25 protein-coding genes and 1 tRNA gene are annotated in these 21,686 nt (G+C 66.4%); 6 read left to right on the top strand and 20 right to left on the bottom strand.

The features are described 5' to 3' along the window. Positions 1–4: 4 nt before the first annotated feature. Genes thrC through argS form a run of 4 tightly spaced genes read right to left on the bottom strand, consistent with a single transcriptional unit; the run spans position 5 to position 5,483 of the window. Entirely contained in the window at positions 5–1,090 is a 1,086-nt protein-coding gene (gene thrC / locus AWC17_RS14770; RefSeq protein WP_046186153.1) for a threonine synthase, read from the bottom strand. Continuing rightward, positions 1,087–2,412: a homoserine dehydrogenase gene (locus AWC17_RS14765; RefSeq protein ID WP_047322152.1), complete on the bottom strand. Its 1,326-nt coding sequence runs from the start codon at positions 2,410–2,412 to the stop codon at positions 1,087–1,089. The genes thrC and AWC17_RS14765 overlap by 4 nt, the downstream gene beginning before the upstream one ends. A 3-nt stretch (positions 2,413–2,415) precedes the next feature. Then, a complete protein-coding gene (gene lysA / locus AWC17_RS14760; RefSeq protein WP_046185217.1) occupies positions 2,416–3,834 on the bottom strand; it encodes a diaminopimelate decarboxylase in 1,419 nt (472 codons plus the stop codon). After that, positions 3,831–5,483, bottom strand: a complete 1,653-nt coding sequence (gene argS, locus AWC17_RS14755; RefSeq protein WP_046185218.1) for an arginine--tRNA ligase — start codon at positions 5,481–5,483, stop codon at positions 3,831–3,833. The genes lysA and argS overlap by 4 nt, the downstream gene beginning before the upstream one ends. A 115-nt stretch (positions 5,484–5,598) precedes the next feature. Between argS and AWC17_RS14750 the strand changes: the two genes are divergently transcribed. The 3 genes from AWC17_RS14750 (at position 5,599) to AWC17_RS14740 (ending at position 6,294) form a co-directional block, all read left to right on the top strand. Then, positions 5,599–5,671: transfer RNA gene (locus AWC17_RS14750), tRNA-Arg, on the top strand. Positions 5,672–5,797: 126 nt separating this feature from the next. Then, entirely contained in the window at positions 5,798–6,058 is a 261-nt protein-coding gene (locus AWC17_RS14745; RefSeq protein ID WP_085164834.1) for a hypothetical protein, read from the top strand. Continuing rightward, positions 6,055–6,294, top strand: a complete 240-nt coding sequence (locus AWC17_RS14740) for a hypothetical protein (RefSeq protein WP_085164832.1) — start codon at positions 6,055–6,057, stop codon at positions 6,292–6,294. Before AWC17_RS14745 ends, AWC17_RS14740 begins: the two co-directional genes overlap by 4 nt. A gap of 78 nt (positions 6,295–6,372) precedes the next feature. On the opposite strand, the gene AWC17_RS14735 is transcribed toward AWC17_RS14740, so the two are convergent. From AWC17_RS14735 to AWC17_RS14670, 13 genes are all read right to left on the bottom strand, one after another. After that, the gene (locus tag AWC17_RS14735; RefSeq protein ID WP_167385588.1) at positions 6,373–7,581 is read right to left on the bottom strand and encodes a DUF4238 domain-containing protein; all 1,209 of its coding nucleotides are present in this window, start codon (positions 7,579–7,581) and stop codon (positions 6,373–6,375) included. A 65-nt stretch (positions 7,582–7,646) separates the two neighbouring features. After that, positions 7,647–8,204 (bottom strand): hypothetical protein, encoded by a 558-nt coding sequence (locus AWC17_RS14730; RefSeq protein ID WP_085164828.1) that lies wholly within the window; start codon positions 8,202–8,204, stop codon positions 7,647–7,649. Positions 8,205–8,319: 115 nt separating this feature from the next. Next, positions 8,320–8,685, bottom strand: a complete 366-nt coding sequence (locus AWC17_RS14725) for a hypothetical protein (RefSeq protein ID WP_085164826.1) — start codon at positions 8,683–8,685, stop codon at positions 8,320–8,322. Beyond that, positions 8,685–9,047: a hypothetical protein gene (locus tag AWC17_RS14720; protein ID WP_046184037.1), complete on the bottom strand. Its 363-nt coding sequence runs from the start codon at positions 9,045–9,047 to the stop codon at positions 8,685–8,687. Before AWC17_RS14720 ends, AWC17_RS14725 begins: the two co-directional genes overlap by 1 nt. 417 nt (positions 9,048–9,464) lie before the next feature. Then, positions 9,465–9,659 (bottom strand): hypothetical protein, encoded by a 195-nt coding sequence (locus tag AWC17_RS14715; protein WP_085164824.1) that lies wholly within the window; start codon positions 9,657–9,659, stop codon positions 9,465–9,467. Continuing rightward, positions 9,656–9,877, bottom strand: a complete 222-nt coding sequence (locus AWC17_RS14710; RefSeq protein WP_085164822.1) for a hypothetical protein — start codon at positions 9,875–9,877, stop codon at positions 9,656–9,658. The genes AWC17_RS14715 and AWC17_RS14710 overlap by 4 nt, the downstream gene beginning before the upstream one ends. Before the next feature lie 134 nt (positions 9,878–10,011). Beyond that, positions 10,012–10,863, bottom strand: a complete 852-nt coding sequence (locus AWC17_RS14705; RefSeq protein WP_085164820.1) for a phage major capsid protein — start codon at positions 10,861–10,863, stop codon at positions 10,012–10,014. 148 nt (positions 10,864–11,011) lie between these two features. Further along, positions 11,012–11,536, bottom strand: coding sequence for a hypothetical protein (locus AWC17_RS14700; RefSeq protein ID WP_085164818.1), 525 nt, complete (start codon positions 11,534–11,536; stop codon positions 11,012–11,014). Continuing rightward, the gene (locus AWC17_RS14695) at positions 11,536–11,802 is read right to left on the bottom strand and encodes a hypothetical protein (protein ID WP_085164816.1); all 267 of its coding nucleotides are present in this window, start codon (positions 11,800–11,802) and stop codon (positions 11,536–11,538) included. The genes AWC17_RS14700 and AWC17_RS14695 overlap by 1 nt, the downstream gene beginning before the upstream one ends. Positions 11,803–12,254: 452 nt before the next feature. After that, positions 12,255–13,664 (bottom strand): hypothetical protein, encoded by a 1,410-nt coding sequence (locus AWC17_RS14685; protein ID WP_085164812.1) that lies wholly within the window; start codon positions 13,662–13,664, stop codon positions 12,255–12,257. Then, the gene (locus AWC17_RS14680; RefSeq protein ID WP_085164811.1) at positions 13,661–14,041 is read right to left on the bottom strand and encodes a helix-turn-helix domain-containing protein; all 381 of its coding nucleotides are present in this window, start codon (positions 14,039–14,041) and stop codon (positions 13,661–13,663) included. The genes AWC17_RS14685 and AWC17_RS14680 overlap by 4 nt, the downstream gene beginning before the upstream one ends. A gap of 205 nt (positions 14,042–14,246) precedes the next feature. Beyond that, entirely contained in the window at positions 14,247–15,389 is a 1,143-nt protein-coding gene (locus AWC17_RS14675) for a tyrosine-type recombinase/integrase (RefSeq protein WP_085164809.1), read from the bottom strand. A 206-nt stretch (positions 15,390–15,595) separates the two neighbouring features. After that, positions 15,596–16,096: a nitroreductase family deazaflavin-dependent oxidoreductase gene (locus AWC17_RS14670; RefSeq protein ID WP_046185219.1), complete on the bottom strand. Its 501-nt coding sequence runs from the start codon at positions 16,094–16,096 to the stop codon at positions 15,596–15,598. Positions 16,097–16,157: 61 nt separating this feature from the next. On the opposite strand from AWC17_RS14670, the gene AWC17_RS14665 reads away from it, so the two are divergent. Next, positions 16,158–16,874, top strand: coding sequence for a VldE C-terminal domain-containing protein (locus AWC17_RS14665; protein WP_231588619.1), 717 nt, complete (start codon positions 16,158–16,160; stop codon positions 16,872–16,874). Between the two features lie 23 nt (positions 16,875–16,897). Here the strand turns inward: AWC17_RS14665 and AWC17_RS14660 are convergent, their stop codons facing one another. Continuing rightward, positions 16,898–17,422, bottom strand: a complete 525-nt coding sequence (locus AWC17_RS14660; protein WP_462498402.1) for an Rv2253 family sensor-like surface protein — start codon at positions 17,420–17,422, stop codon at positions 16,898–16,900. A 133-nt stretch (positions 17,423–17,555) separates the two neighbouring features. Between AWC17_RS14660 and AWC17_RS14655 the strand changes: the two genes are divergently transcribed. Beyond that, positions 17,556–17,879, top strand: coding sequence for a DUF732 domain-containing protein (locus AWC17_RS14655; protein ID WP_046185220.1), 324 nt, complete (start codon positions 17,556–17,558; stop codon positions 17,877–17,879). A gap of 45 nt (positions 17,880–17,924) precedes the next feature. Here AWC17_RS14655 and AWC17_RS14650 read toward each other — a convergent pair whose 3' ends face one another. Both AWC17_RS14650 and AWC17_RS14645 read right to left on the bottom strand, forming a co-directional pair. Beyond that, positions 17,925–18,410: an NUDIX domain-containing protein gene (locus AWC17_RS14650; RefSeq protein ID WP_231588620.1), complete on the bottom strand. Its 486-nt coding sequence runs from the start codon at positions 18,408–18,410 to the stop codon at positions 17,925–17,927. A gap of 88 nt (positions 18,411–18,498) precedes the next feature. Further along, a complete protein-coding gene (locus AWC17_RS14645; RefSeq protein ID WP_082123096.1) occupies positions 18,499–19,794 on the bottom strand; it encodes a tetratricopeptide repeat protein in 1,296 nt (431 codons plus the stop codon). A 164-nt stretch (positions 19,795–19,958) separates the two neighbouring features. On the opposite strand from AWC17_RS14645, the gene AWC17_RS14640 reads away from it, so the two are divergent. Continuing rightward, positions 19,959–21,674 carry an NAD-binding protein gene (locus AWC17_RS14640; RefSeq protein ID WP_046185222.1) on the top strand — a complete coding sequence of 572 codons (1,716 nt, stop codon included), beginning with the start codon at positions 19,959–19,961 and terminating at the stop codon, positions 21,672–21,674. Positions 21,675–21,686 lie beyond the last annotated feature (12 nt).

Raw genomic sequence — 21,686 nt, 5'->3', positions numbered from 1 at the left:
ATCGTCACGAGGAGAGCCCCAACTTCTCGACGACGAGCACCGGATCAACCGGCAGCGGGGACACGGTCGGCATATCCCTCAGCGCCGTGTCGGGGTCTTTGAGGCCATTGCCGGTCACCGTACACACCACCGTCGAGCCGCGCGCCACCCAACCGTCGTCGACGGCCTTGAGCAGACCCGCGATGCTGGCTGCCGACGCGGGCTCGACGAAGACACCTTCGCTCTCGGCCACCAAGTGGTACGCGGCCAGGATCTCCTCGTCGGTAGCGGCCAAGAAGCGCCCGTTGGACTGCTGCTGCGCGTTGACAGCGGCCGCCCACGAGGCGGGAGCGCCGATGCGTATCGCGGTCGCGATCGTCTCGGGATGGCTGACCGGGGCGCCGTGCACCAGTGGTGCCGCGCCGGCCGCCTGGGTGCCCAGCATGCGGGGCAGCTTGTCGATCACGCCGTCGTGGTGATATTCGGTGTAGCCCTTCCAGTACGCGGTGATGTTGCCCGCGTTCCCCACCGGGAGGGCGTGCACGTCCGGCGCGGTGCCCAGCGCGTCGACGATCTCGAACGCCGCCGTCTTCTGGCCCTCGATGCGCACTGGGTTGACCGAGTTGACCAACGCGATCGTCGGGAAGTCGGCGGCCATTTTGCGGGCCAGTTCCAGGCAATCGTCGAAGTTGCCGTCGATCTGGATGATCTTGGCGCCGTGCATAACCGCCTGCGCCAACTTGCCCATCGCGATCTTGCCCTGCGGGATGAGCACCGCGCAGGTGATGCCGGCGCGGGCGGCGTATGCCGCCGCCGACGCCGAGGTGTTGCCGGTCGATGCGCACAACACGGCCTGCTGACCGCGCGCCAGGGCGTCGGTGACCGCCATGGTCATGCCCCGGTCCTTGAACGAGCCGGTCGGGTTGAGGCCCTCGACCTTGAGGTGCACTGTGCAGCCGGTCTTCTCCGAGAGGCGCGTCGCCTCGATCAGCGGGGTGCCGCCCTCGAGCAGGGTGACCGGGGTCCAGTCGTCGCCCACCGGGAGCCGGTCGCGGTACGCCGCGATCAACCCGGGCCACGGTTGGTGCACGGCGGTATGCGGGACGCTCATGAGCCGGTCTCTTCCAGTCGCAGCACACTGGTGACGCCCTGCACGACATCCAGATCCGCCAGCGCATCGACGGTTTCGGAGAGCGCGGCGTCGGTGGCGCTGTGGGTGACCACCACGACACGGGCTCCCACCCGTCGCCCGCCTTCGTCAGACACGCCCTCCTGGCGGACCTCGGCGATGCTCACCTCGCGCTTGGCGAATTCGGCCGCCACCGTGGACAACACACCCGGTTTGTCGGCGACGTTCATGCTGACGTAGTAGCGAGTGGAGATGAAACCCATTGGCGCGATGGGAAGCTGGGCGTACTTGGATTCTCTCGGCCCGCGGCTGCCCAATACCCGGTTGCGGGCGGCCATCACCAGGTCACCGGTGACCGCGGATGCGGTGGGCGCGCCGCCGGCGCCCTGGCCGTAGAACATGAGCCGGCCGGCGGCCTTGGCCTCGACCACGACCGCGTTGAACGCCCCGCTGACCGTGGCCAACGGATGCGACAGCGGCACCAGCGCCGGGTAGACGCGGGCCGACACCCGTTCCTGACCGTCGTCGGTCGTGATGCGCTCGCAGATGGACAGCAGCTTGATGGTGCAACCCAGGGACCGCGCGGAGGCGAAGTCGGCGGGCGTGACTTTGGTGATGCCCTCGCGATAGACGTCGTCGGCGGTCACCCGGGTGTGAAAGGCGATCGATGCGAGGATCGCGGCCTTGGCCGCCGCGTCGTAGCCTTCGACGTCGGCCGTGGGATCGGCCTCGGCGTAGCCCAGCGCGCTCGCCTCGGCCAGCGCGGTGGCGTAATCGGCGCCGGTGCTGTCCATCGCGGACAGGATGTAGTTGGTGGTGCCGTTGACGATGCCGGCAACCCGCAGCACCGTGTCGCCTGCCAGCGACTGCGTGAGCGGGCGAATGACCGGGATAGCACCGGCAACCGCCGCCTCGAAATACAGGTCGACGTGGGCGTTTTCGGCCGCCTGCGCCAATTCCCCAGTGGAAGTGGCCAACAGCGCCTTGTTCGCCGTGACGACGGATTTACCGTGCTCGAGCGCGCGCAGGATCGCCTTCCGCGCCGGTTCCACCGGCCCCATCAACTCCACGACGATGTCGACGTCTTCGCGGGACACGAGTTCCTCGACGTTGTCGGTGAGCAACTCGATCGGAACGCCGCGGTCGGCGGCGACCCGCCGCACCCCGACGCCGCGCAACACCAGGGGCGCGCCGACGCGAGCCGCGAGGTCGTCGGCGCTGTTCTCGATGATTCGCACAACTTCGCTCCCGACGTTGCCAAACCCGAGTACCGCTACGCCGACCGGCTTTTCGTCACGGGGCACAGTTCACCTCACTTCCAGACTCAGTAGATCGTCAACCGTCTCGCGGCGCAGGATCAGGCGGGACCGCCCCGCACGCACCGCCACCACGGCCGGCCGGCAGATCATGTTGTAGCGGCTCGACAGCGAATAGCAGTACGCACCGGTCGCGGCGATCCCGAGCAGGTCACCGGGCCGCAGGTCGTCGGGCACCCACGCGTCGCGCACGACGATGTCACCGGTTTCGCAATGCTTTCCGACGATCCGCGCCAGCGTTGCCGGCGCGTCGCTGGCCCGCGAGACCAGCCGGGCGTCGTACTGCGCGTCATAGAGCGCGGTGCGGATGTTGTCGCTCATGCCGCCGTCGACGCTGACATAGCGGCGCTGGGCCTTGCTGCTCACGTCGACATCCTTGACGGTGCCCACCTCATACAGCGTGATGGTGCCGGGCCCGGCGATGGCGCGCCCGGGCTCTACCACCAGTCTCGGGGTGGGCAGTCCCACGGCCGCCGACTCGTTGCCGACGATGGCCGTCAGCTTGGCCGCCAACTCGGACACCGGCGGTGGGTCGTCGGTTCCCAGGTATGAAATGCCCAGTCCGCCACCGAGATCCACGGTCGAAATCTGCCCCGTCTTGTCGATGCCGAATTCGTCGGCGATCTGGTGCAGCAGCCCGATGACGCGGTGCGCGGCGACCTCGAAGCCGTCGACGTCGAAGATCTGTGAGCCGATGTGGCTGTGCAGCCCGACCAGTCGCAGGTGATCGGTGGCGAACACCCGGCGCACCGCGGCTATCGCCGCGCCGCTGGCCACCGACAGCCCGAACTTCTGGTCTTCGTGTGCGGTGGAGATGAACTCGTGCGTGTGGGCCTCGACCCCGACGGTGAGACGGACGTAGACGTCTTGGACGACGCCCGCCTCCCCCGCGATGGCATCGAGGCGCTCGATTTCGGTCATCGAGTCCAAGACGATGTGCCCGATGCCCACTTTGACCGCCGCGGTCAGTTCCGCGACGGATTTGTTGTTGCCGTGGAAGGTGATCCGCTCCGGCGGGAAGTCGGCGTGCAGCGCGACGGCGAGCTCGCCGCCGGTGGACACGTCGAGCGCGAGACCTTCCTCATCGACCCAGCGGGCGATCTCGGTGCACAGGAAGGCTTTCGCCGCGTAGCACACGTTTCGCCCGCCGCCGAAGGCCGTCGCGAGTTCCCGGCACCGGGAACGGAAGTCGTCCTCGTCGATGACGAACAGCGGGGTGCCGTACTCCTGGGCGAGCTGGGTGAGCGGGATCCCGGCCAGGCTGACCACACCGGTGTCATCGCGAACGATGTTGCGGGGCCACACGTTCGGCGCAAGCCGCAGCAGCTCGTCGGGAGATTGCGGTCGCGGCGTGCTATCAGGGTGCCTGGTCTCTTCGGCGTGCCGAGGACCGGCGGGATGTACGTTCACATTCGCTCCGGAGCGGTGACACCGAGGATCGTCAGCCCGTTGGCGATGACCTGGCGGGTGGCCTGGCACAGCGCCAAACGCGCGGTGTGCAGGCCGGTGGGCTGTTCGTCGCCCTGGGGCAGAACCCGGCACGAATCGTAGAACCGGTGGTAGTCGCCGGCCAGGTCTTCCAGGTAACGGCAGACCCGGTGCGGCTCCCGCAGGGATGCAGCCGTTTTCAGCACGCGAGGGAATTCCCCGATAGTGCGCAGGAGCGTCCGCTCCTTGTCGTGGCTGAGCAGCTCGAGGTGACCGCTGTCGGGGATCAGGCCGAGTTCGGCGGCGTTGCGGGCCAGCGCCGACAGCCGGGCATGCGCGTATTGCACGTAGTAGACCGGGTTTTCATTCGACGCCGACGACCACAGCGCCAGGTCGATGTCGATCGGGGTGTCGACCGAGGAACGGATCAGGCTGTAGCGCGCCGCATCGACGCCGATCGCCTCGACCAGGTCGTCGAGCGTGATCACGGTTCCGGCCCGCTTGCTCATCCGGACCGGCGCGCCGTCGCGGACCAGGTTGACCATCTGCCCGATGAGCACCTCGACTCTCGCCGGGTCATCACCGAACGCGGCGGCCACGGCCTTGAGCCGGGCGATGTATCCGTGGTGGTCGGCGCCGAGCATGTAGATGCACAGGTCGAAGCCCCGCTGCCGCTTGTCCAGGTAGTAGGCGATGTCACCGGCGATGTATGCCGGCTTGCCGTCGCTCTTGATCACGACGCGGTCCTTGTCGTCACCAAAAGCGCTGGTGCGCAACCAGGTTGCGCCGTCCTTCTCGTAGATGTTGCCTGTCTGGCGCAGCCGGGCGATGGCCTGGTCGACCCGGCCGCTGGTGTGCATCGAGTCTTCGTGGGTGTACACGTCGAAGTCGGTGCCGAACTCGTGCAACGACTCTTTGATGTGGGTGAACATCAGGTCGACGCCGATTTCGCGGAAGGTCTCGCGCATTTCGGCGTCGGGCAGGCTCAGCGCGTCGGGTGCTTTCTGCAGCACCTGCGCGGCGATGTCGTTGATGTAGGCGCCCGCGTAGCCGTCGGCAGGGGTGGGTTCGCCCTTGGCGGCGGCGATCAGCGAGCTGGCGAACCGGTCGATCTGGACGCCGTGGTCGTTGAAGTAGTACTCGCGCAGGACGTCGGCGCCCTGGGTGGCCAGCAGCCGGCCCAGCGCGTCGCCGACGGCGGCCCAGCGGGTGCCGCCGATGTGGATCGGTCCGGTGGGGTTGGCCGAGACGAACTCCAGGTTGATCTTGTGGCCGCCCAGCGCGTCGGAGTGACCGTACGCATCGCCGGCGTCGATGACGTTGTTGACGACCACGGCCTGCGCCGAGGCTTCGAGGCGCATGTTGATGAAGCCGGGCCCGGCCACCTCCGCCGAGGCGACGCCGTCGGCCTGGGACAGCGCCTCGGCCAGCCATCCGGCCAGCTCACGGGGGTTGACGCCGACCTTCTTGCCGAGCTGCAACGCCAGGTTGCTGGCGTAGTCGCCGTGCTCGGGATTGCGGGGCCGCTCCACGGTGACCGTCGCCGGCAACGCGGCAGCATCCAGCCCGTGCTCGGCCAGCACCGCGGACGCGGTGTTTTTGAGCAGCTCTGCGAGGTCAGCGGGGGTCACGAGCGTCCATCCTATTGGCTGAGGTGCCCGCGCCTCGAATCCATTGCGGTGGCAAAGCGGCTACCAACATGCGCTAGTCTGGCGGGGCCCAATGGCGCAACACCAAAGTCGTAGCGCCCCCGTAGCTCAGGGGATAGAGCGTCTGCCTCCGGAGCAGAAGGCCGCAGGTTCGAATCCTGCCGGGGGCACTCATGTTCTTGCAGGTCAAGCGCAGTTTTTGACCTTAGCAGACAGCCTCGGTGCTATCTAGCTGTGATTCGGTTCCGCTCCCATGGTTTGCCCGCGACGGGATACAACCATCGAAATGGAGCAACATGTCCGCACCAAATCCTACGACCACCACCACCATCGGGCCGCACACCGCACTGACGCACGCGCTCGAGCACCTGCGGCACGCTTTGCGGTGCGCCGGCCGCGCCCTCCCTGACCTCGGCGAATGCACACCAGCCGCCCTGCGCGGCGCCGAACTGTGCGCCGACGTCTCCGCCGCCGCCCGCGCCTGCGCTAATCTGCTCGACCACCTCGACGGCTACGCCGACGGGGCGCAGGGCCACCCGGCCAGGACCTTGCCGTGAACGCCGCCGCGCGGGCGGCCGCCGCTGTAGCCGTAGCCGTGTGGGCCGTCGTCGCGGCTCCACCGGCGGCAGCCGGCCCCGAGCCGTCGCCTGTGCCGCCGTTCGTTCCCGGCACGGTGGTCTACTGCAACGGCCAGGCGGTGCCGATGGATCCGCGGGTCTCGGTGCAGAACCCGTTCGGGACGCTGATGTATGAGGCGTTCCTCAACGCGATGTGCGGGGCGCCGTCACGCTGAAAGTTCCGCGAATGCGGCGGCCGCCGCCTACCACCGGGGTGGCGGCCGCTGTCGTTTGCCCCCCGGTCGTCGAGCCGTTCAGGTCCGGTTGCAGAGAATCTGGCTCAACTTGAGTGTCCGCAACGACTCGGGAAGCTGGCGCGGGCCGAAAAGCCAATCTCCTGCAAGACGGCCGAATATTCGCGCATAGGGATCGTATTTGATGACGCAGCCCCATCGTTCGATTCCGCTGTGCCCCAGTGAGCCCATATGGGCGCCGGGCATCGGCACCACTGCTGGCTCCCAGCCGGGTGGCTCGACACATGATGCGTTGTATTTTCTCGACCTGACGAGTCCAACGCACACCACGTCGTCTGGTGGATGGCTCAGCTCTTTGCGAGCGTTGAACCATTCGATTCCGTTAAGCGTAAGTTCAGCGTCTGTGCCCCACATCTTGTGTGAGGAGTTATCGGGAGGGTGACGGCCAGCTGCGAATTGCGATATGTCGATGCCCGAAAGATCTGGCGTTGATCCTGCAACGAAGCTGAGTGCGTTGCGGCACACTGACTGGTTGAAAGTGTCGACCTGGTCCGCCGATAGCATCTGAGTATTCATCGGCGTCACCCACCGACCATTTAGGGCAACGGCGATCGCGCGGGCACCCGGAGGCCGTCGATCGACCCTCAACGCCAAGTCAGGGGTGAGTGGAACCGTAATCCCGTTTACGTTCATAGATCCATCCGGGCGATATCCATTCGCCGTCAACTGGTATCCGAGATCCGAGATTAGGAAGGGCCTGGTATTAGCCGCACGCGTGACAATAGTCCAGTCTGCACCCATAAGTGGTGCCATGAGGCGAACATGTTCCGGGACGCGCGCGGCGGCCATATTGTCGGAGTCCGATATTGGCATCAGCTTTCGGTGCTTATCATCCAATTCGGTGACATGTTTTGAGGGTACGAAATCGGGGCCGCGAACGTACAACCCGGCGACCAATGGAAGCAGAACCTTCAACCAACTCCATGAATCAATCAAAGGGATTGCGCCGGCCCCGGCCAGCTCCTCGATCGCAGCGGGTATCCGGTCCTCGTACGCGTTCCAGGTTGCGCCGGCCACGATGCCGCTCGGCAACGGCGCATGGTCGTAGAAGCGCCTTCCATAACCAATCTTCTCGACGCGTCTGCGTTCGGTAGCGCGATTATGTTTCGTGCTGGCGTATATGCCCCTGTCGCGGGGCTTCTTCGCGAAATCGTCGGGGATGGCGAATTGCCCGAGAAGGACCGCTGGGATCAGATGGTCGCGCGCCACGGCCCCGAGCCTATGCGGTCGAACTGACGTGGCTGGGCGGCGCGGCGGGCCTGGCCTACCCGCGTTCAGTCGGTGTGGAACAGCTCGGTGACGCGGAACCGCTGCGCCCGCCGATATTCCAGGAAGGACACGTAGCCGTCGCCCAGCGCCGTCACGTCGCGATGCACCGCACCCTCAGCCGCCCCCGTCGCCGCCACGATCCGATACCCGGGCGGCAACGCAAGTCCGTCCCTGAAGGTCGCCTTCGCCATCTCGACGGTGTGCGGAAATACCGCCGGATCGGGGACGAACCGAACACCGCATGTGCAGCGCTCAAGCCGGGTGCGGTCGCCGTGGGGACATAACGCGATGACGGTGTCGCCGTCCGCCCACAGGGCGCGCCGCCGCTCGAACGGCGCCATCAGCCGGCCGTCATGGCTGTAGCGGAACACCCGCCAGCCCTCGCGGTCCTCATCGAGCGGGCACAGCGGCAGCTCCGCGGTCAGCACCATGGTGGAGTTGTAGCGCGCTGGGGTCGTCAGCTCATCGCAGCCGTGGCGGGCCAATATCGCCCGAACGCGGCCGGCGGCGAGGTCCACATAGTCGTCGGCCGCCAGGCTGTCCACGGTCACGGCCGCCGTCATTGCCCATCGCCTCCGACGCGAATGATCTGCGGCCGCCCGGCTTCCAGCGCTTCGACCCGCCGCTCCAGTTCGGTGATCCGGCGCCGCACCGACCACCACCGCCACAACCGCCGCATCACAAGTCCAAAAACTCGTCGAGCGGCGTCGGGGCACCGTCCACCGCCTTGAGCACCACCCGGTCATCCGCGAACACCGTCACGAAACGGCCCACGGCGACGTCACATTCGCGGCTCCACTCCGCGCGCGACCGCGGCGGCGGCGGCGTACCAGCCGGGCGCGCCCACATCGGCAGCTCATACACCGCGCACGCCACCGGCCGGCCGGCGCGCAACGCCGCAAGCCTCCGCGACCGCGGATAGCTGCCGTTGCCACCATGCACGCTGCCCACCCAGTCCTGGTGCGCCGACTCCTCGCGGTCCGTGAGGAACTGGTACAGGCCCGCCTGCGCACGGGCCGCGGCCTCCGCGCGAACCCGGGGCATTAGGCCGTCCCCTTCCGGCCGCGCTGCACGCCAGCCCAGCGGGCATGCCCACCGGCAACACGGTGCGGGTTCTTCAACGGCGTGAACTGGTCGAGCTGAAGGTATTTCAGATGCTCGGCCGTCTTGTCGTCCTGCAACCGACGCTCAGCGAGGCACTTCACGATGATGCTCGGACGGTCCTCACCGGCGCGCTCAGCCGCGATCTGCTCGTCGAGCAATTCCACCGCATCAGCAGCCCTGCACGCGGCGGCGATGTGCTGGCTCTCCCGTTCATCCCATTCGAGGCCGGGCTCGCCGAGCTGGGCGCGTTCCCGGTCCAACGCGGCATCGAGTGCCGCTCTCAGCAAATCCCCTGCGGTCATAGTCACCTCTCTAGCAAACTTTTCTAGCGGGTCCGGAAGTTCTGGCAGCTCTCAACGCACAGGCAGACGCTAAGTATGGCCGTGGGCGCCCGCTGCCACCATGGGTCCCCCGCCCACCCCATCGGGGCTTTGAGCTGCGCAAACGCAACGCTGACGCGTTGAACCTGCGGCGATGCTGACGCAGGCAACACCCGCCGAGGCTGCGCCGCCAGCAAACTTTCAGCCCCGGCGGTAGCCGTCCTAGCAAACTTCATCGGTCGCGCCTGTCGACACACTGCTGACACATCAGTGTGCAGTTCGTGAACGTGACCGGAGACGACGCCGCAATCGGTTCAACGGTCAACCGGCAGAAGCATCGACCACACAATCCGCATTGCCGTCCGAACTGCCCAATGAGGCTGGTGCGCAACGACTCGGTCATTCCCAGCACCACCGCGAGCACGGGGAATGGCGGTGACGATCGCACATGCCGCACACCACACCGTTGACGCTGCGCACGGTCGGGTCGTAGCGGGCCGCCCGCGCCGCCTCGTCATCGTCAGACCATCCGGCGTCGAACGCTTGCGCCAACCTGTCGAGGTTGACGTCATCGAGCAGGTCATCGTGGTTCACCTGCGCCTGCTCTCATCCTCGCCGCGGTCAAACAGCCCAGGCCGTTCGTGTTCCGCGCATCCCTCACAGACGAGCAGCACGTTGACGACAGACTCGGGGCGGCTGCGGTTGATCCGGTCCATCTTTAAGCGGCACTTGCGGTTTCCGCAGAACACGCAGAAGTAGCCGAACTGTTCGACGACTTGTGAGCGGATCCGATTCGCTCCCGCGGTTTCCATAAGTCCTGCTTTCTGTTGTGGGTGCCGCCGGCCGCGTTGGCTATGCGAGGTCCAACACGGCCGGCGGCGGTTGCGGCCCGGCTGCACCACCCCGCGGGCCATGACGAACGCGGGGTGGGCGCCGAGGCCACGCTTTAGCTGCCGGCTTCGCCGACGACGAACCGGCCGATCCGCTCCGGGCGGGGCACCGCACCGAAACCGATACGCCAAGTCGCGCGCAGCACAACAGAATCCGATGCGAACGCGGCGTGGTCGGACTGCGCGACCTTGATCCGGCCAACCGCGGTCGGGATCTGTGAGCGGTCGACCACGATGCCGCTGTTGGCCGGGATGAACCGCGACCGCAGTACCGGCAGCGACAGAATCCTCGGCACGGCGTCCTCGGTGCCGGCCCCCAGCAGCGTGGAGTTGAACGTATCGGCGGTCTTGAACTTCCGCAGAGCTGCCCAGCTCAGGGGGTCCAGGATGATGTGTGTGGGCTCCGCGCCGTTGACCTCGAGTTCGGCCAGCAGGTCAACTAGCACGTCCAACGAGTCGGTCACCGGCGCCGGCGCGTCCACCACGCCTGACACGTGCAACAGCCCTGTCAGCGGCGCCGAGTTCGCGTCCAAGTACAGGGCGTCAGCTTTGCGCACCAGATCCCGCGCGAAGGACGCGCTGATTTGCCCGGCCGTGGGCGCCTTCATGAACTGCTCGTTGCTGATGGTCGCCAAGCGAGTGATCTTGGCGGTTTTCAGCTCAACCTCGTCGAGGCCGGGTTCCTCATCGGCGAGCGCGGCGCCTTCGGCTTTGATCAGCGCTCCGGTGCCGGCCTGGCCGGCGTCGACAAGGTACGGGACATGCACGGATGGTGCGTCCCCGTCGACATCGCCGGCGATCGCGGACGTCTGCATGATCAACGCGGTTGGAACCACGTCGGTCGCGAGGAACGAGACGGTATCGGGCCGCCAGCCCCATTCGCTTGTGGTGGTAGTGGTCGTGGCCATGGTTGGCTCCTAAATTGCTGGGGCGCACCGGCAGCCAGCAGCGCGCAAGAGGTAACAGGTTGGGTTCCCGCTACGGTTCCGGCCGGGCGACGGTCTGCTCGGGCGCCGGTACTGCGCGTCCCCATCAGCATACCGTGCCGGGGTACCGTTAATCGTCTGGCGGGCTGAACGCGGCCGCCCAGCCGTTTGACTTCGGCCCGGCCGGATACCCCGATGCGCCGCTGACCATGCCGCGCTGGCGTTGCACGGCAGCGGGTTTGGGTGCCGCACCGAGCTGCTCCTGCGCTGCGTGCACGGCCGCATCGAGTTTCGACTTGTCCGGCAGGCCATCCTCGCCGATAAGCTCGGAGAGCTGGGCGACGGCGAACACGGCGGCCGGCTTCAGTCCGGTGGCGGCGATCGACTGCTCGACGTGCAGCCGCTGCAGCCGCTCGACCGTGGCGGCCAGTTCCGCCGACTGTGCCTCAACTTCAGCGACTTTCGCCTCGGCGTCCTGGGCTCGTTTGCGGTATTGGGCGGCCCGGCCTTTCGGCTCCTCGCTGGCCTCGCCGTTCTCGCCCTGAGAGCCGCTCTCCGCTTCTCCGGGGGTATCGGTGCCCACGGCGGGGGTTTCGGCCGCGTCCGTTGACGTGGGCGCCGGGACAGCGGATTCGGTGGCGGTGGTGTCGGTCATCAGTTGTCGCCCTTCCCGATTCGGCGGTCGTGCTCCTCGCGTAACTGGTCGATGCCGGCCACCATCGCCGCAAGATGCTGCGCGACATGGTGGGCGCTGGCCGCGTTCATCACCAGCGCGACGCTGCCCACGCGCGCATCGGTCACATGAATCGAGATCGCGTCCTCGCTGTCACTGTGGCCCAGATAGCCGAACTTGAAGTCCTTGGGGATGATGGTGATTTCGTCGTCGGGCCGGGTGAACGGCTCCATCGTCGCTTCGGTCATGATGGTTGGGTGTTCCTTTCGCGGTGGTAAAGCTGTCGGGATCGGCGGTTGCGGCATGGCCGGCAGACCCGGTGCCAGTAGCCGTGTTTGTCTCGGTAGGTGAAAGTGTTTGGGTGGCCGGGCGTGAGGTCGTGGCCCCATATGCAGCGGTCGCGGTCGGCGTTGTCCGCGGCCCGGCCGCCGGGTTTACGTCGCCCGGTTATATTGGCCGCTTGGTAGCGGGCGGCCCTCAACGCGGCGCTGCCATGCGGGCGGGAGCGGCCCAGTCCGCTCATGGGCGGGCAGCCGGTACCGGGTGCGGCGGCGTTCGCCAGGAACCGACCCGTCGAACCATTCGGGCGTGAAAGCGTGGAACGACTGCGCGCCATCCTGGTCGATGAGCACGGCCAGCACACATCCACTGCCAACCTGAAATGTCCTGTCGATGCAGAATTGTTTCTCAACGTGAGACATTATTGCCCTACCCTCTGGTCTGTGAATTGCGATGCCGCGCCGGTCATTTCCGCGTGAATTTCTTCCTCGTCATAATCATAATCGGGTCCGTCGATTTCCTCACCGTACCCAGTCCATGTGGGCGCCCAATCGGCATCGGCATCATCTGCAAGCCGTTTCAGTTCACACCTATTTCCGGCCAGTGAATGGGTGCACATAAACGGCCGTTCGTTGTTATCCAGGTCGTAGTCGTCCCAATCGTCGGAATCGAGGGACAGCGTCACCGCGATCGGCTCGCCGTTGTCCAGGCGCAGCGCGTGGCCGTTGTCGTCGCAGAGCTGGCAATCCGGCCGCCCAGTGCCGCCCATGGCTTGCCCACCCGCGACGGGTTGGGGTGATGGGATGTTTTGAGCGGCCCCGGACGGCGCGCCCGTAGGCGCGCGCCCGGTAGGGGACGCGTCTTGTAGTACTTCTACGTACTTGGGAGTACTTGAAGTACTTGTAGAGTTGCCGTTTCCGCAGTTCAGCGCGCCGGCCTTGTCCGCCTGGGGTACCGATTCTGTCCGCCTAGGGTGCCGGTTTTGTCCGCCTAGGGTGTCGATCTTGTCCGCCTGTGCGGACATATTGTCCGCCTCGGGCATTTCGGCGACGGTCCACGAGCAGTCGATGCAGACGGCCAGTTCGGCGCGGTCGGCCGGAAGTTCGGTAGCGCATTCGGTGCAGCGCGGCGCCGGTGTGTGGTAGCCCCGCCGCGTGGCTAGCTCCACGATCTGCTCGTCGGTCGCCGCGTTGATCCGCCCGACGATCTTGGGCGAGCCCGGGCATTTGATCCTGACCTTCCAGTCCCACCATTGTTCTGACATGTGGATCGCAAAACCGTACGGGTCCGTCACCTTGTTTTCGCTCGCCCGTCGCGCGGCCGCCTCGAATATCGGCATCGTGAATTCGTCTTTTGCGCGGGCTTCGGCGTCGAGCCACGAGGCCTGTGCTTCCTTTTCCAACCGGCGATTATCTTCAAATTTCCACCTGTCCCATTTACGGCAGATTGAATCCCACTGTCGGCAGGCGGCATACCACCGCTCAACGCGTTCATCCGGCGGAACCAGCGTGTAACGGTTCGCCCCGCCCAATTGGACGACATCCCAATAGTTGCCGTACCCCAATTCAGTGGTGGCGCGGCGAATGGTGCGTATCGTCGTGCCGCAGATCCTGGCGAGTTCCTTTTGGGTGGCCCTGGCTGTGCCGTTGGGGCCGAACTTGTCGATCGCCATCCGCGACGCCAGATGCTTAGCCGCCTGCGACAGATGCGGGTCGGCGCTGACATCGCGCGACCAATCGAACTTCGCAAGGTTCGCCGCTCTGACGGCGGCACGGTCAGGCTTCTGGTCGCTGTCACCGCTGGCCGGCTTGTTGGACTTCTTGGCGCTCATGCGGATTCACCCGCTTGCGCCTGGAGCTGTTTCGCGCGTTCACGGACGCCGCGGGGCATCATGTCGAAGTAGCGAGGATCGACGGCTGCGCGCTGGGCGCGGCGCTCCCAATCGGTTTTCCATTTGTCGGTGCTCAACATAGTGGTCGGCGGAGTACTAACGCCGGGGCGAGGTGCGGCTGGCGCCGCGGGCGGACTCATGCGGCGCCAGCCGATGGGCTTGCTCATTGCGTCGATGTCGTCGGCGCGGATGCGAATCATGCGCGGGCCAATGCGATAGCCGCGCAGTATGTTTCGGGCCAAGTAGCGCCTGACGGTGACGGGGTGCACACCCAACCGTTCGGCGGCTTGGTTGATCGTGAGGTGTTGCTGTGACATACCTCAAAGTTATGCCGAGTGCCGGTATGTAGCAAACGGCGTAGGTGTGTTTACTAGACGATTAACAGGGCTTTTGGCCAAATCGGGGTTGCTGACGGCAAATAGTGTCGACTGAACGTTTGGGCCCACTAGTGACGTTTGCGCACGTTACGCTAGTCGAAAAATCAGCAGGTCTGGGCTTTCGAAACGTCTAGTGTTGACTGGGCTAATTTGCTTGCTTCTCAGCGAGTTTCGACAGCGCATCGGCCACCTCGGCGTCGCGGCCGCTGACGGCCTGCTGGTAGATCAGGCTTGCGCGGGCGGTGGAGTGGCCCAACCGCTGCATCGATTCGGCGAGGTTGGCCACGCGCGCTGTCTGCGTACCGCTGAAATGCCGCAGCCCGTGCACAGTCGGTCTCGGCTTGTTCACGCCGTCGCGGCCAATTGTGTCTAGCGCGGGGTTGAAATAGCTGTCGCGGAACACTTTCCCGTCCATGTGGCAGCCGCCCCGCGCCGGCGGCCACAGCAGCGTATCGGCCCCGTCAGCGATAGCGGCCAGGTGAGCCATTAGGTCGGGGCGAATGTGCGGGGGCACCACCACCGTGCGGCCCTTGCCCGACTTCGGCGTATCAATGCGGCACACGCCTTGCCGGTGTGTGGCGCCGCGCGCAATGGTGATCGTCGAGCCGTCGGCGGCCACGTCGCGGCGGCGCAGTTCCATGAGTTCTCCCCAGCGGGGGCCGCACCATGCGGCGACCAGCACCAGTGTCCGCAGGCGCTGCGGCTCGATCGCATCGGCGAGGGCGGCGATCTCGGCGGGAGTCAGGACGACGGCCGCGCGTTGAGTCTTGGCGGCCATCGCCTTCGGAATCTGGCACGGGTTCGCCGGCAACAGGCCATCCCCCACGGCGGTGGCGCACACGGCGTGCAAAAGCTGGTAGGAGTGTGCCTTCGCGGTCGGCTTCTCGGCGTTCATGGCGGCGTACCACGACCGAACGGCCTCCGCGGTCAGATTGGACAGCTGCACCTGGCCGAGTATCGAATCTTTGATCCGGCGCTCGACGATGCTCTCGTATCCGGCTTTCGTGCGGCCTTTCAGTGGGCGCTGCTCAACCCACTTGGCGGCGTATTCGGCAACGGTGAGGGCGCCGGCACGCTTCTCGGCCTCGCGCTGCGCGGGTGGTGTCCAGATGCCCAGCTCGATGAGTCGCCGTTCCTTGGCGAGCCATTCTTCCCCGTCCATTTTCGCGGAGAAGGTCTTGGCCGCCCGGTGGCGTAGTAGGTCGGGGCCGACGTAGGACGCCTGCCAGGTTGTCTTGCCTGACTTGCGCAGCCAGCCCCAGCCGCGGCGGCCCTTCTTACCGGCCACTTTTGCTCCGCTCTGTTATCTGCCTGTTGTCAACGTGCTAGCTCATGCACGCTTGCGCTAACTAGTGCACGTCGCTAGCCTAAGCTTATCAGCAGCTCAGCGGCGGTAATCGCAGCTAGTTGCTGATGCGGGCAACCAACAGGGCGGCATTTTCGAATCCTGCCGGGGGCACTCTCTGATCAGCGCATTAATCCCGCGCAGCCACCTCAACCTCGCACCAGCACGAACGCCTCGATGTGGCGCTTTCCGGCTCGCACTTCGTACTTCCGCCAGCCGGGGTACAGCTCGAGGCCCTTCGCCCAGATCTCGTCGCGCTCGCTGGGCGTTGCGAGCCGCGCGTTCGCACGCCAGGTGTCACGGCCGATGGCCACCGTCGCTTCGGGGTGCGCCTTGAGGTTGTGGTACCAGGCGGGATGGTTAGCGCCGCCAAAGTTGGACGCGATGAGGGCCAAGCCATCCGGATGCGGGATTCCGTACACGGCGACGGTGCGGGGCTCGCCGGACTTGGCGCCGGTCGTGGTGAGCATGACCACGGGGATGCCGGTTGCGACCCCGGCGAAGCTGCTTCTACCACCGGTGATCCTGGTGATGAATCGGTCGAGGTGGTGCGCCGTGGGGCGAAGGAGCGCCGCACCCACCGTCGTGGACGCGAAGCGACGCATCATCCGGTGGAACGCATTGGTATCGGCGAAGGACTGGCCGGGCATGGTGTCATTGTGGCCCGACCTGGGGCCGCTGAGGGCATATTCGCCCGACCTGGAAATCCAAATGAAAACGGGCCACAGGTGCCCACCCGGCACTAAGCTGCAGCTCGTGGGCAAGAACGTGTTTGCCAACGGCCGGGGGCGCTGGCTAGCGATCGTGGGCTCGCTCGCGCTTGCGGCCGGCATGATCTACGCCCAAGACACAAAGCCGCGATGCTGCGCGCCAAACGCGCTGGCGGCGGCACCCACCAGCGCAGCCGCCGCACCGACCAGCGCGCCGCACACGGCGAGTCCCGCGGAAGTGGAAATGTTGGCCGCCAGCGCGCCCGCCGCCGCTCAGCAATTCCAGGTCGCGTTGCCCCGTGGCATCGCCTCGGAGGACAGGCTGCAGATCAAGACGATCTGGGCGGAGCGCGCCATCAGCGTGCTGTTTCCGCAGATCACGACCATCTTCGGGTACCGGGAAGATCCCCTGCCTTGGCACCCCAACGGGTTGGCGATCGACGTAATGATCCCCAACCACAACAGCCCCGAGGGCATCGAGCTCGGCAACCAGATCGCCGGCTACGCCCTGGCGAATGCGAAGCGCTGGGGAATCAACCACGTGATCTGGCGTCAGAAGATCTATCCGGGCGTCGGCGGGGGCAGCTGGACCGCCGACCTCGGCTCGGAAACCCTCAACCACTACGACCACGTTCATATCGCCACCAATGGCGGCGGGTACCCGACCGGGCACGAGGTCTACTACATCGCCTCGATGACGCCCGCGCCGCGGCAGTGACTCAAGTTGGGTAATAAGGACTTTCATCCAGACACGGCGGGAAACGCCGCCACGGGCATTTCGACGGTTCCACCGCACGGGCCCCCGGTGATGTCGGTGTGCCAGGTGCCGCGCAACGATCCGTCTGCCTGCGGCATGTAGAACGCCCATGACTTGGCGGGCGCCCACACCTTCGGGACGCCTTCGCCCATGTAGCAATCCCACTGGAAGCCGAAGTGCTCGACCCACCGGGTGCCGTCCCAGATGTAATGAGACGGCTGGGGCAGCGTCGGGTTCTTAGGGGCTGGGCCGTTGGTGGCGGTCGCCACGCAGTTGCCTGACGAGCACGTGGTGACGAAGACGTAGTCGGCGCTGAATGTGGGTTCGGATTGACTGGCCGCCGCGCTCGTACCCGACTTGCTGACGGCGTATCTCACCAGCGAATACTTTCCGTTCCACGACGGCATCGCCGCGTGTGCCGGAACCGCGGGCATCGTGAGGCCCGCGATCGGGACGGCGCTAAGTGCCATAACGCGTCGCAACCGCCACCGCGCAAACATCAGGTCCATGGTGGGGGTTCGGCGACCCTCCGCTGATAGCCCGCCAAGAATTCGTTGAGAAGCCGTTAAGGCCCCGTGCTGATTCTGTGATCAACGCACCCAGCGTCCACCAGAAAACCCACATCAGCACAAGGAGACCCCAATGTTTTCTCGCCGTTTCACCGCCTCAGTCGTCGGCACCGCCGCTCTGGGCCTGGCCGCGCTCGGCCTCGCCGGCACCGCGGGCGCGAGTTCGGTCGATGACGCGTTCCTCGCCCAGCTGGCGTCGGACGGCATCACCCCGCCGAGCGCCTCGGTCGCCATCAAGGACGCACACGCCGTCTGCAACGCGCTCGACCAGGGCCACTCGAGCAAGGAGGTCATCAGCGCCGTGGCCCAGTCGACTGGCTTAAGCACCAAGGGCTCCAAGACGTTCGCCGTCGACGCCGCTTCGGCCTACTGCCCGCAGTACGTCACCTCGACCTGACGCCAACCACCACAATGCGGGGACCCCGGCGGGTCCCCGCATTGTTCATGGTCGCCGCAGCAGAAACAGGCTGTAGGCGGCGACGGACTGCGCGTCGGCGATCACTCCCGAACGGATCATCTGCTCGACGTCCTCGCGGTCGAACCAGGCACTGCGCATGTCCTGTTCCTCGTGCTCCAGATCCGGTTCCCCTTCGGCGATCCCGGTGGCCAAGAACACCCACCCGCGCTGGCTGGTCATGCCCGGAGCGACATCAAGCTGGCCGAGCACCTCAAATGACCTGGCAATCAATCCCGTTTCCTCACGCAGCTCACGCTCAGCCAACTCGGACGGGTCGGTGTCCGCCAAGCCGGGGGCGGTGCCTTGCGGGAATTCCCACCGCCGCTCCCCGAGCGGGTACCGGAACTGCTCGACCAGCCGGAAGCGGTGCCCATCGAATGGCATCACCAGCGCATAGTCCGGTTTGTCCACCACGCCGTAGATGCCGGGGCTGCCGTCCGGGCGACGGATGTCGTCTTCGCGGAGCACCATCCATTGGCTCCGATAGATCTCGCGGGACGCGATGCATTCGATGAAAGGCACCAACCCAGTATCACCACCGGTCCGCGGGTGCGTGCTCCTACTGGGATGCCGTGAAGCGGTCGTACGTGCGGCGCAGGGTGCCGCGGTCGACGGAGTGCAGCACACGGGTGAGGACTTCGAACACGTCGACGTGCCCGACGGTGGGATCCGCCGTATCGCCACGGGTGTATTGCCACGGCATGGACCGTCCGCGGCGCAGCACTTCCCCGAGATACCACACAGCGCCGTCGACGAACGCCGCATTCCGCTCCTCGTCCAGGAGCTGCTCGGGTGTCGGGGCCTTCTGAATGGCGAGCTCTTCCAACGCGTCAAGCGATTCCGGGGAGAAGTCCCACACGGCCTCGCCGCCGTAATGGCCTGCCCAGACCGGGAATTGAGCCCCGCGCTCGGCAAGCCAGCACCGCAGGTATTCCTCATCCGAAAATCGCTGTGTCGCTTGGCTTTTGGTATGCAGCCGCCGCTTGGTGGCTTCTTCGACGCGGTTGCGCATCTCGGCCACCCACCGATAGTCCTCGATGCGGTCGCGCCACTTCGCCAGTTCCTCCCGGGCCGCGACGGTGATGGGATTGTCGTCGCCGAAGACCCGGGCTTCGTCGTCGACCAGGGCTTGCCAGGTAGCGACCTTGTCTTCGCAGTCCTCCGGTTCTGGCTCCCACAGCGCGATGGTGTGCCGCGCGATCAGCGTGTGGCGGTGGTCGTGACCCAGCTTCTCGCGCATCACCTCGACCAGCGACTCGAGCAGAGCCACGGCGCCGGCGCCATCCACCGATTCGCCGTGCCACTGCGCCAGCGACAACCGCGTCCCCAACGTGTCCTCGTGGTCGTCGCCGAGCACCCGGCGCCGGGCGGCAAGGACCCGCTCGCCCTCGGCGATGGCACCCGGGTAATCACCGAGCTCCTTGCGCTTGTGCGCCACGCGGTCCCTGGACGTCAACACGGTGGGGTGCTCGGCGCCCAGCACGCGTTCTTCGTCAGCCAGCAGCTGCGACCATTCGGCCAACGCGGCGCGCGCTTCCTGCTGCGGCCGGTCGGCGAACATGTGGCGCGCCGTCAACGTGGTGATGTGATCCCGGCCCAGCACCTCCTCGAACTCGGGCACCAGCTGCTCGAGAACGGCGTAGGCCCCGGCCTGGTCTCCCATTTGGAGCTGCAGGTGCACCAGCGCGAGCTTCATGTCCAAGACGTTGGGGTGGCGCTCCCCCAAGATCGGGCGGCAGACCGCGACCAGCTCGTTCATGAGTGGCAACGCCCCGGCGAAATCGGCCGCGGCGATGCGCTCCGAGATGAGCCGGGTCAAGGCGGCGAGCGGCCCAGGCAGTTCCGGCTGCGTCATATCGCTATCGAATCTCGCGCGCGGCCCCGTGGCAATTCACTCGTCTCCCCAGCGTCCGGTGTGGCGCTGGCATGAATCGGCACGGTGTTCGATAGTCATAGGAACAAAACGCCAACGTCAGCAGAGGTGGGGGTTATGCCCGACGCCCGGAAGGGTGCGTGACCATGCGCGGCCACATCATCGTCAGCGGTGATGACGCGCTGGCGACCACGATCGTCGAGGAGCTCAACAACGCCGGTGTGCACATCGTCAAGCTCAGAACCGCCGGCGAGCTCGACACCGCTGGAGTCGCCCGCGCTCGCGCCGTGATCTGTGTGGGAGATGACGACGCGACAAATCTCGAAATCGCGCTGCTGGCAAGGAAAGCCAACCCCCGTGTGCGCGTGGTGGCACGGCTGGCCAATGACGTCCTGCGGACGGCGATGGCCGCGGACAAGCGCCCCGGAGCGATCCTGGACGTCGCCGACCTTGCGGCGCCCTCAGTCGTCGAAGCGTGTCTGGCGCACACCGTGCACCCGTTCGAGGCGGCGGGCATCGAATTCGTCGTCTCCGGCGCCGAGGCGCCGCGTGACGCGACGCTGCGCGAGATCTACGGCGATCTGGCACCGGTGGCGGTCATTCACGGCGAGAACTGCGCCACCCCGGGAGAGGTGGTGTCCTGTCCGGGCCGTGATCTGTCGGTGCATGCCGGTGACTGGACGGCGATGATCGGCACCGCCGACGAGTTGGCGGCCCGCGGCATCAAGGTGCCGCGGCCAACCGTGACCCGTTATCGCCTGCCCCGGCTGCGGCGCATGCTCGACAGTGCGCGCGCCCTGCGTGACGACGTCAATCCGATGTTCGCCCGAGCGTTGCTGGCCGCGGCGTGCCTGCTGGTCGGGTCGACGGTGGTCCTGCGCTTCAGCTACCAGCCGGGTCCGAAGATGACGTGGCTCGACGCGCTGTATTTCAGCACCGAGACGATCGCGACGGTCGGTTACGGCGATTTCAGCTTCCTCCATCAGCCCACCTGGCTGCGGCTGTTCAGCATCATGTTGATGTTCGCCGGCGTGACAACCACCGCGCTCCTCGTCGCTTTCATCGCCGACCTGCTGATATCGCGGCGTTTCGCCCACTCGGTCGGCCGCCGCCGGGCGCGCCATCTGCGCAATCACGTCATCGTCGTCGGGCTCGGTTCGTTCGGCAGCCGCGTCGTCGCCGACCTCAGGTCAGCCGGATACGACGTCGCCGTGATCGAGCGGGACGAAAACAACCGCTTTCTGTCGGCGGCGGACGACCTCGACGTGCCAGTGATCTTCGGAGACGCGACGCTGCGCCAGACGCTGGAAGTCGCCCGCGTCGAGCACGCCCGCGCGGTGGCGGTGCTGACCCAGGACGACATGGTGAATATCGAAACCGGGATAGTGCTGCGCGAGATGCTGGGCCCCCGGGTGATGCCCGAAGTCGTCCGGACCGACGTTCCCCTGGTACTGCGCGTCTACGACCGCGCGCTGGGGGCCGCGGTGGCGCAGCGGTTCGGATTCGAAAACGTCCGGTCCACCGTCGAACTCGCCGCGCCATGGTTCATCGGCGCTGCGATGGGCCTGCAAGTGCTGGGCACATTTTCCGTCGGCCAGCGCTCCTTCATGGTCGGCGGAATGCATGTGGCGTCCGGCAGCGAACTCGACGGACTGAAGATGTTCGAACTGTCCACCCACACCCGCGTCATCGCGATCACCCGGCAGGACGCGCCCGTCGAGCTACACCCGCGACGTGATGCCTGGCTGCGTGGCGGCGACACCGTCTACCTCGTCGGCCCGTACCGCGAGTTGTTGGCGACGCTGCGCAAGGGGCAGCCTCCCCAGCAGCCGGCGGCCGGCGACGAGCGCGCGTCTGCCTAGTGGCGATCGCAA

Origin of the sequence: Mycobacterium nebraskense (assembly GCF_002102255.1) — a bacterium.
Lineage (GTDB): Bacteria > Actinomycetota > Actinomycetes > Mycobacteriales > Mycobacteriaceae > Mycobacterium > Mycobacterium nebraskense.
This window is presented reverse-complemented; position numbering and strand designations above follow the sequence as displayed.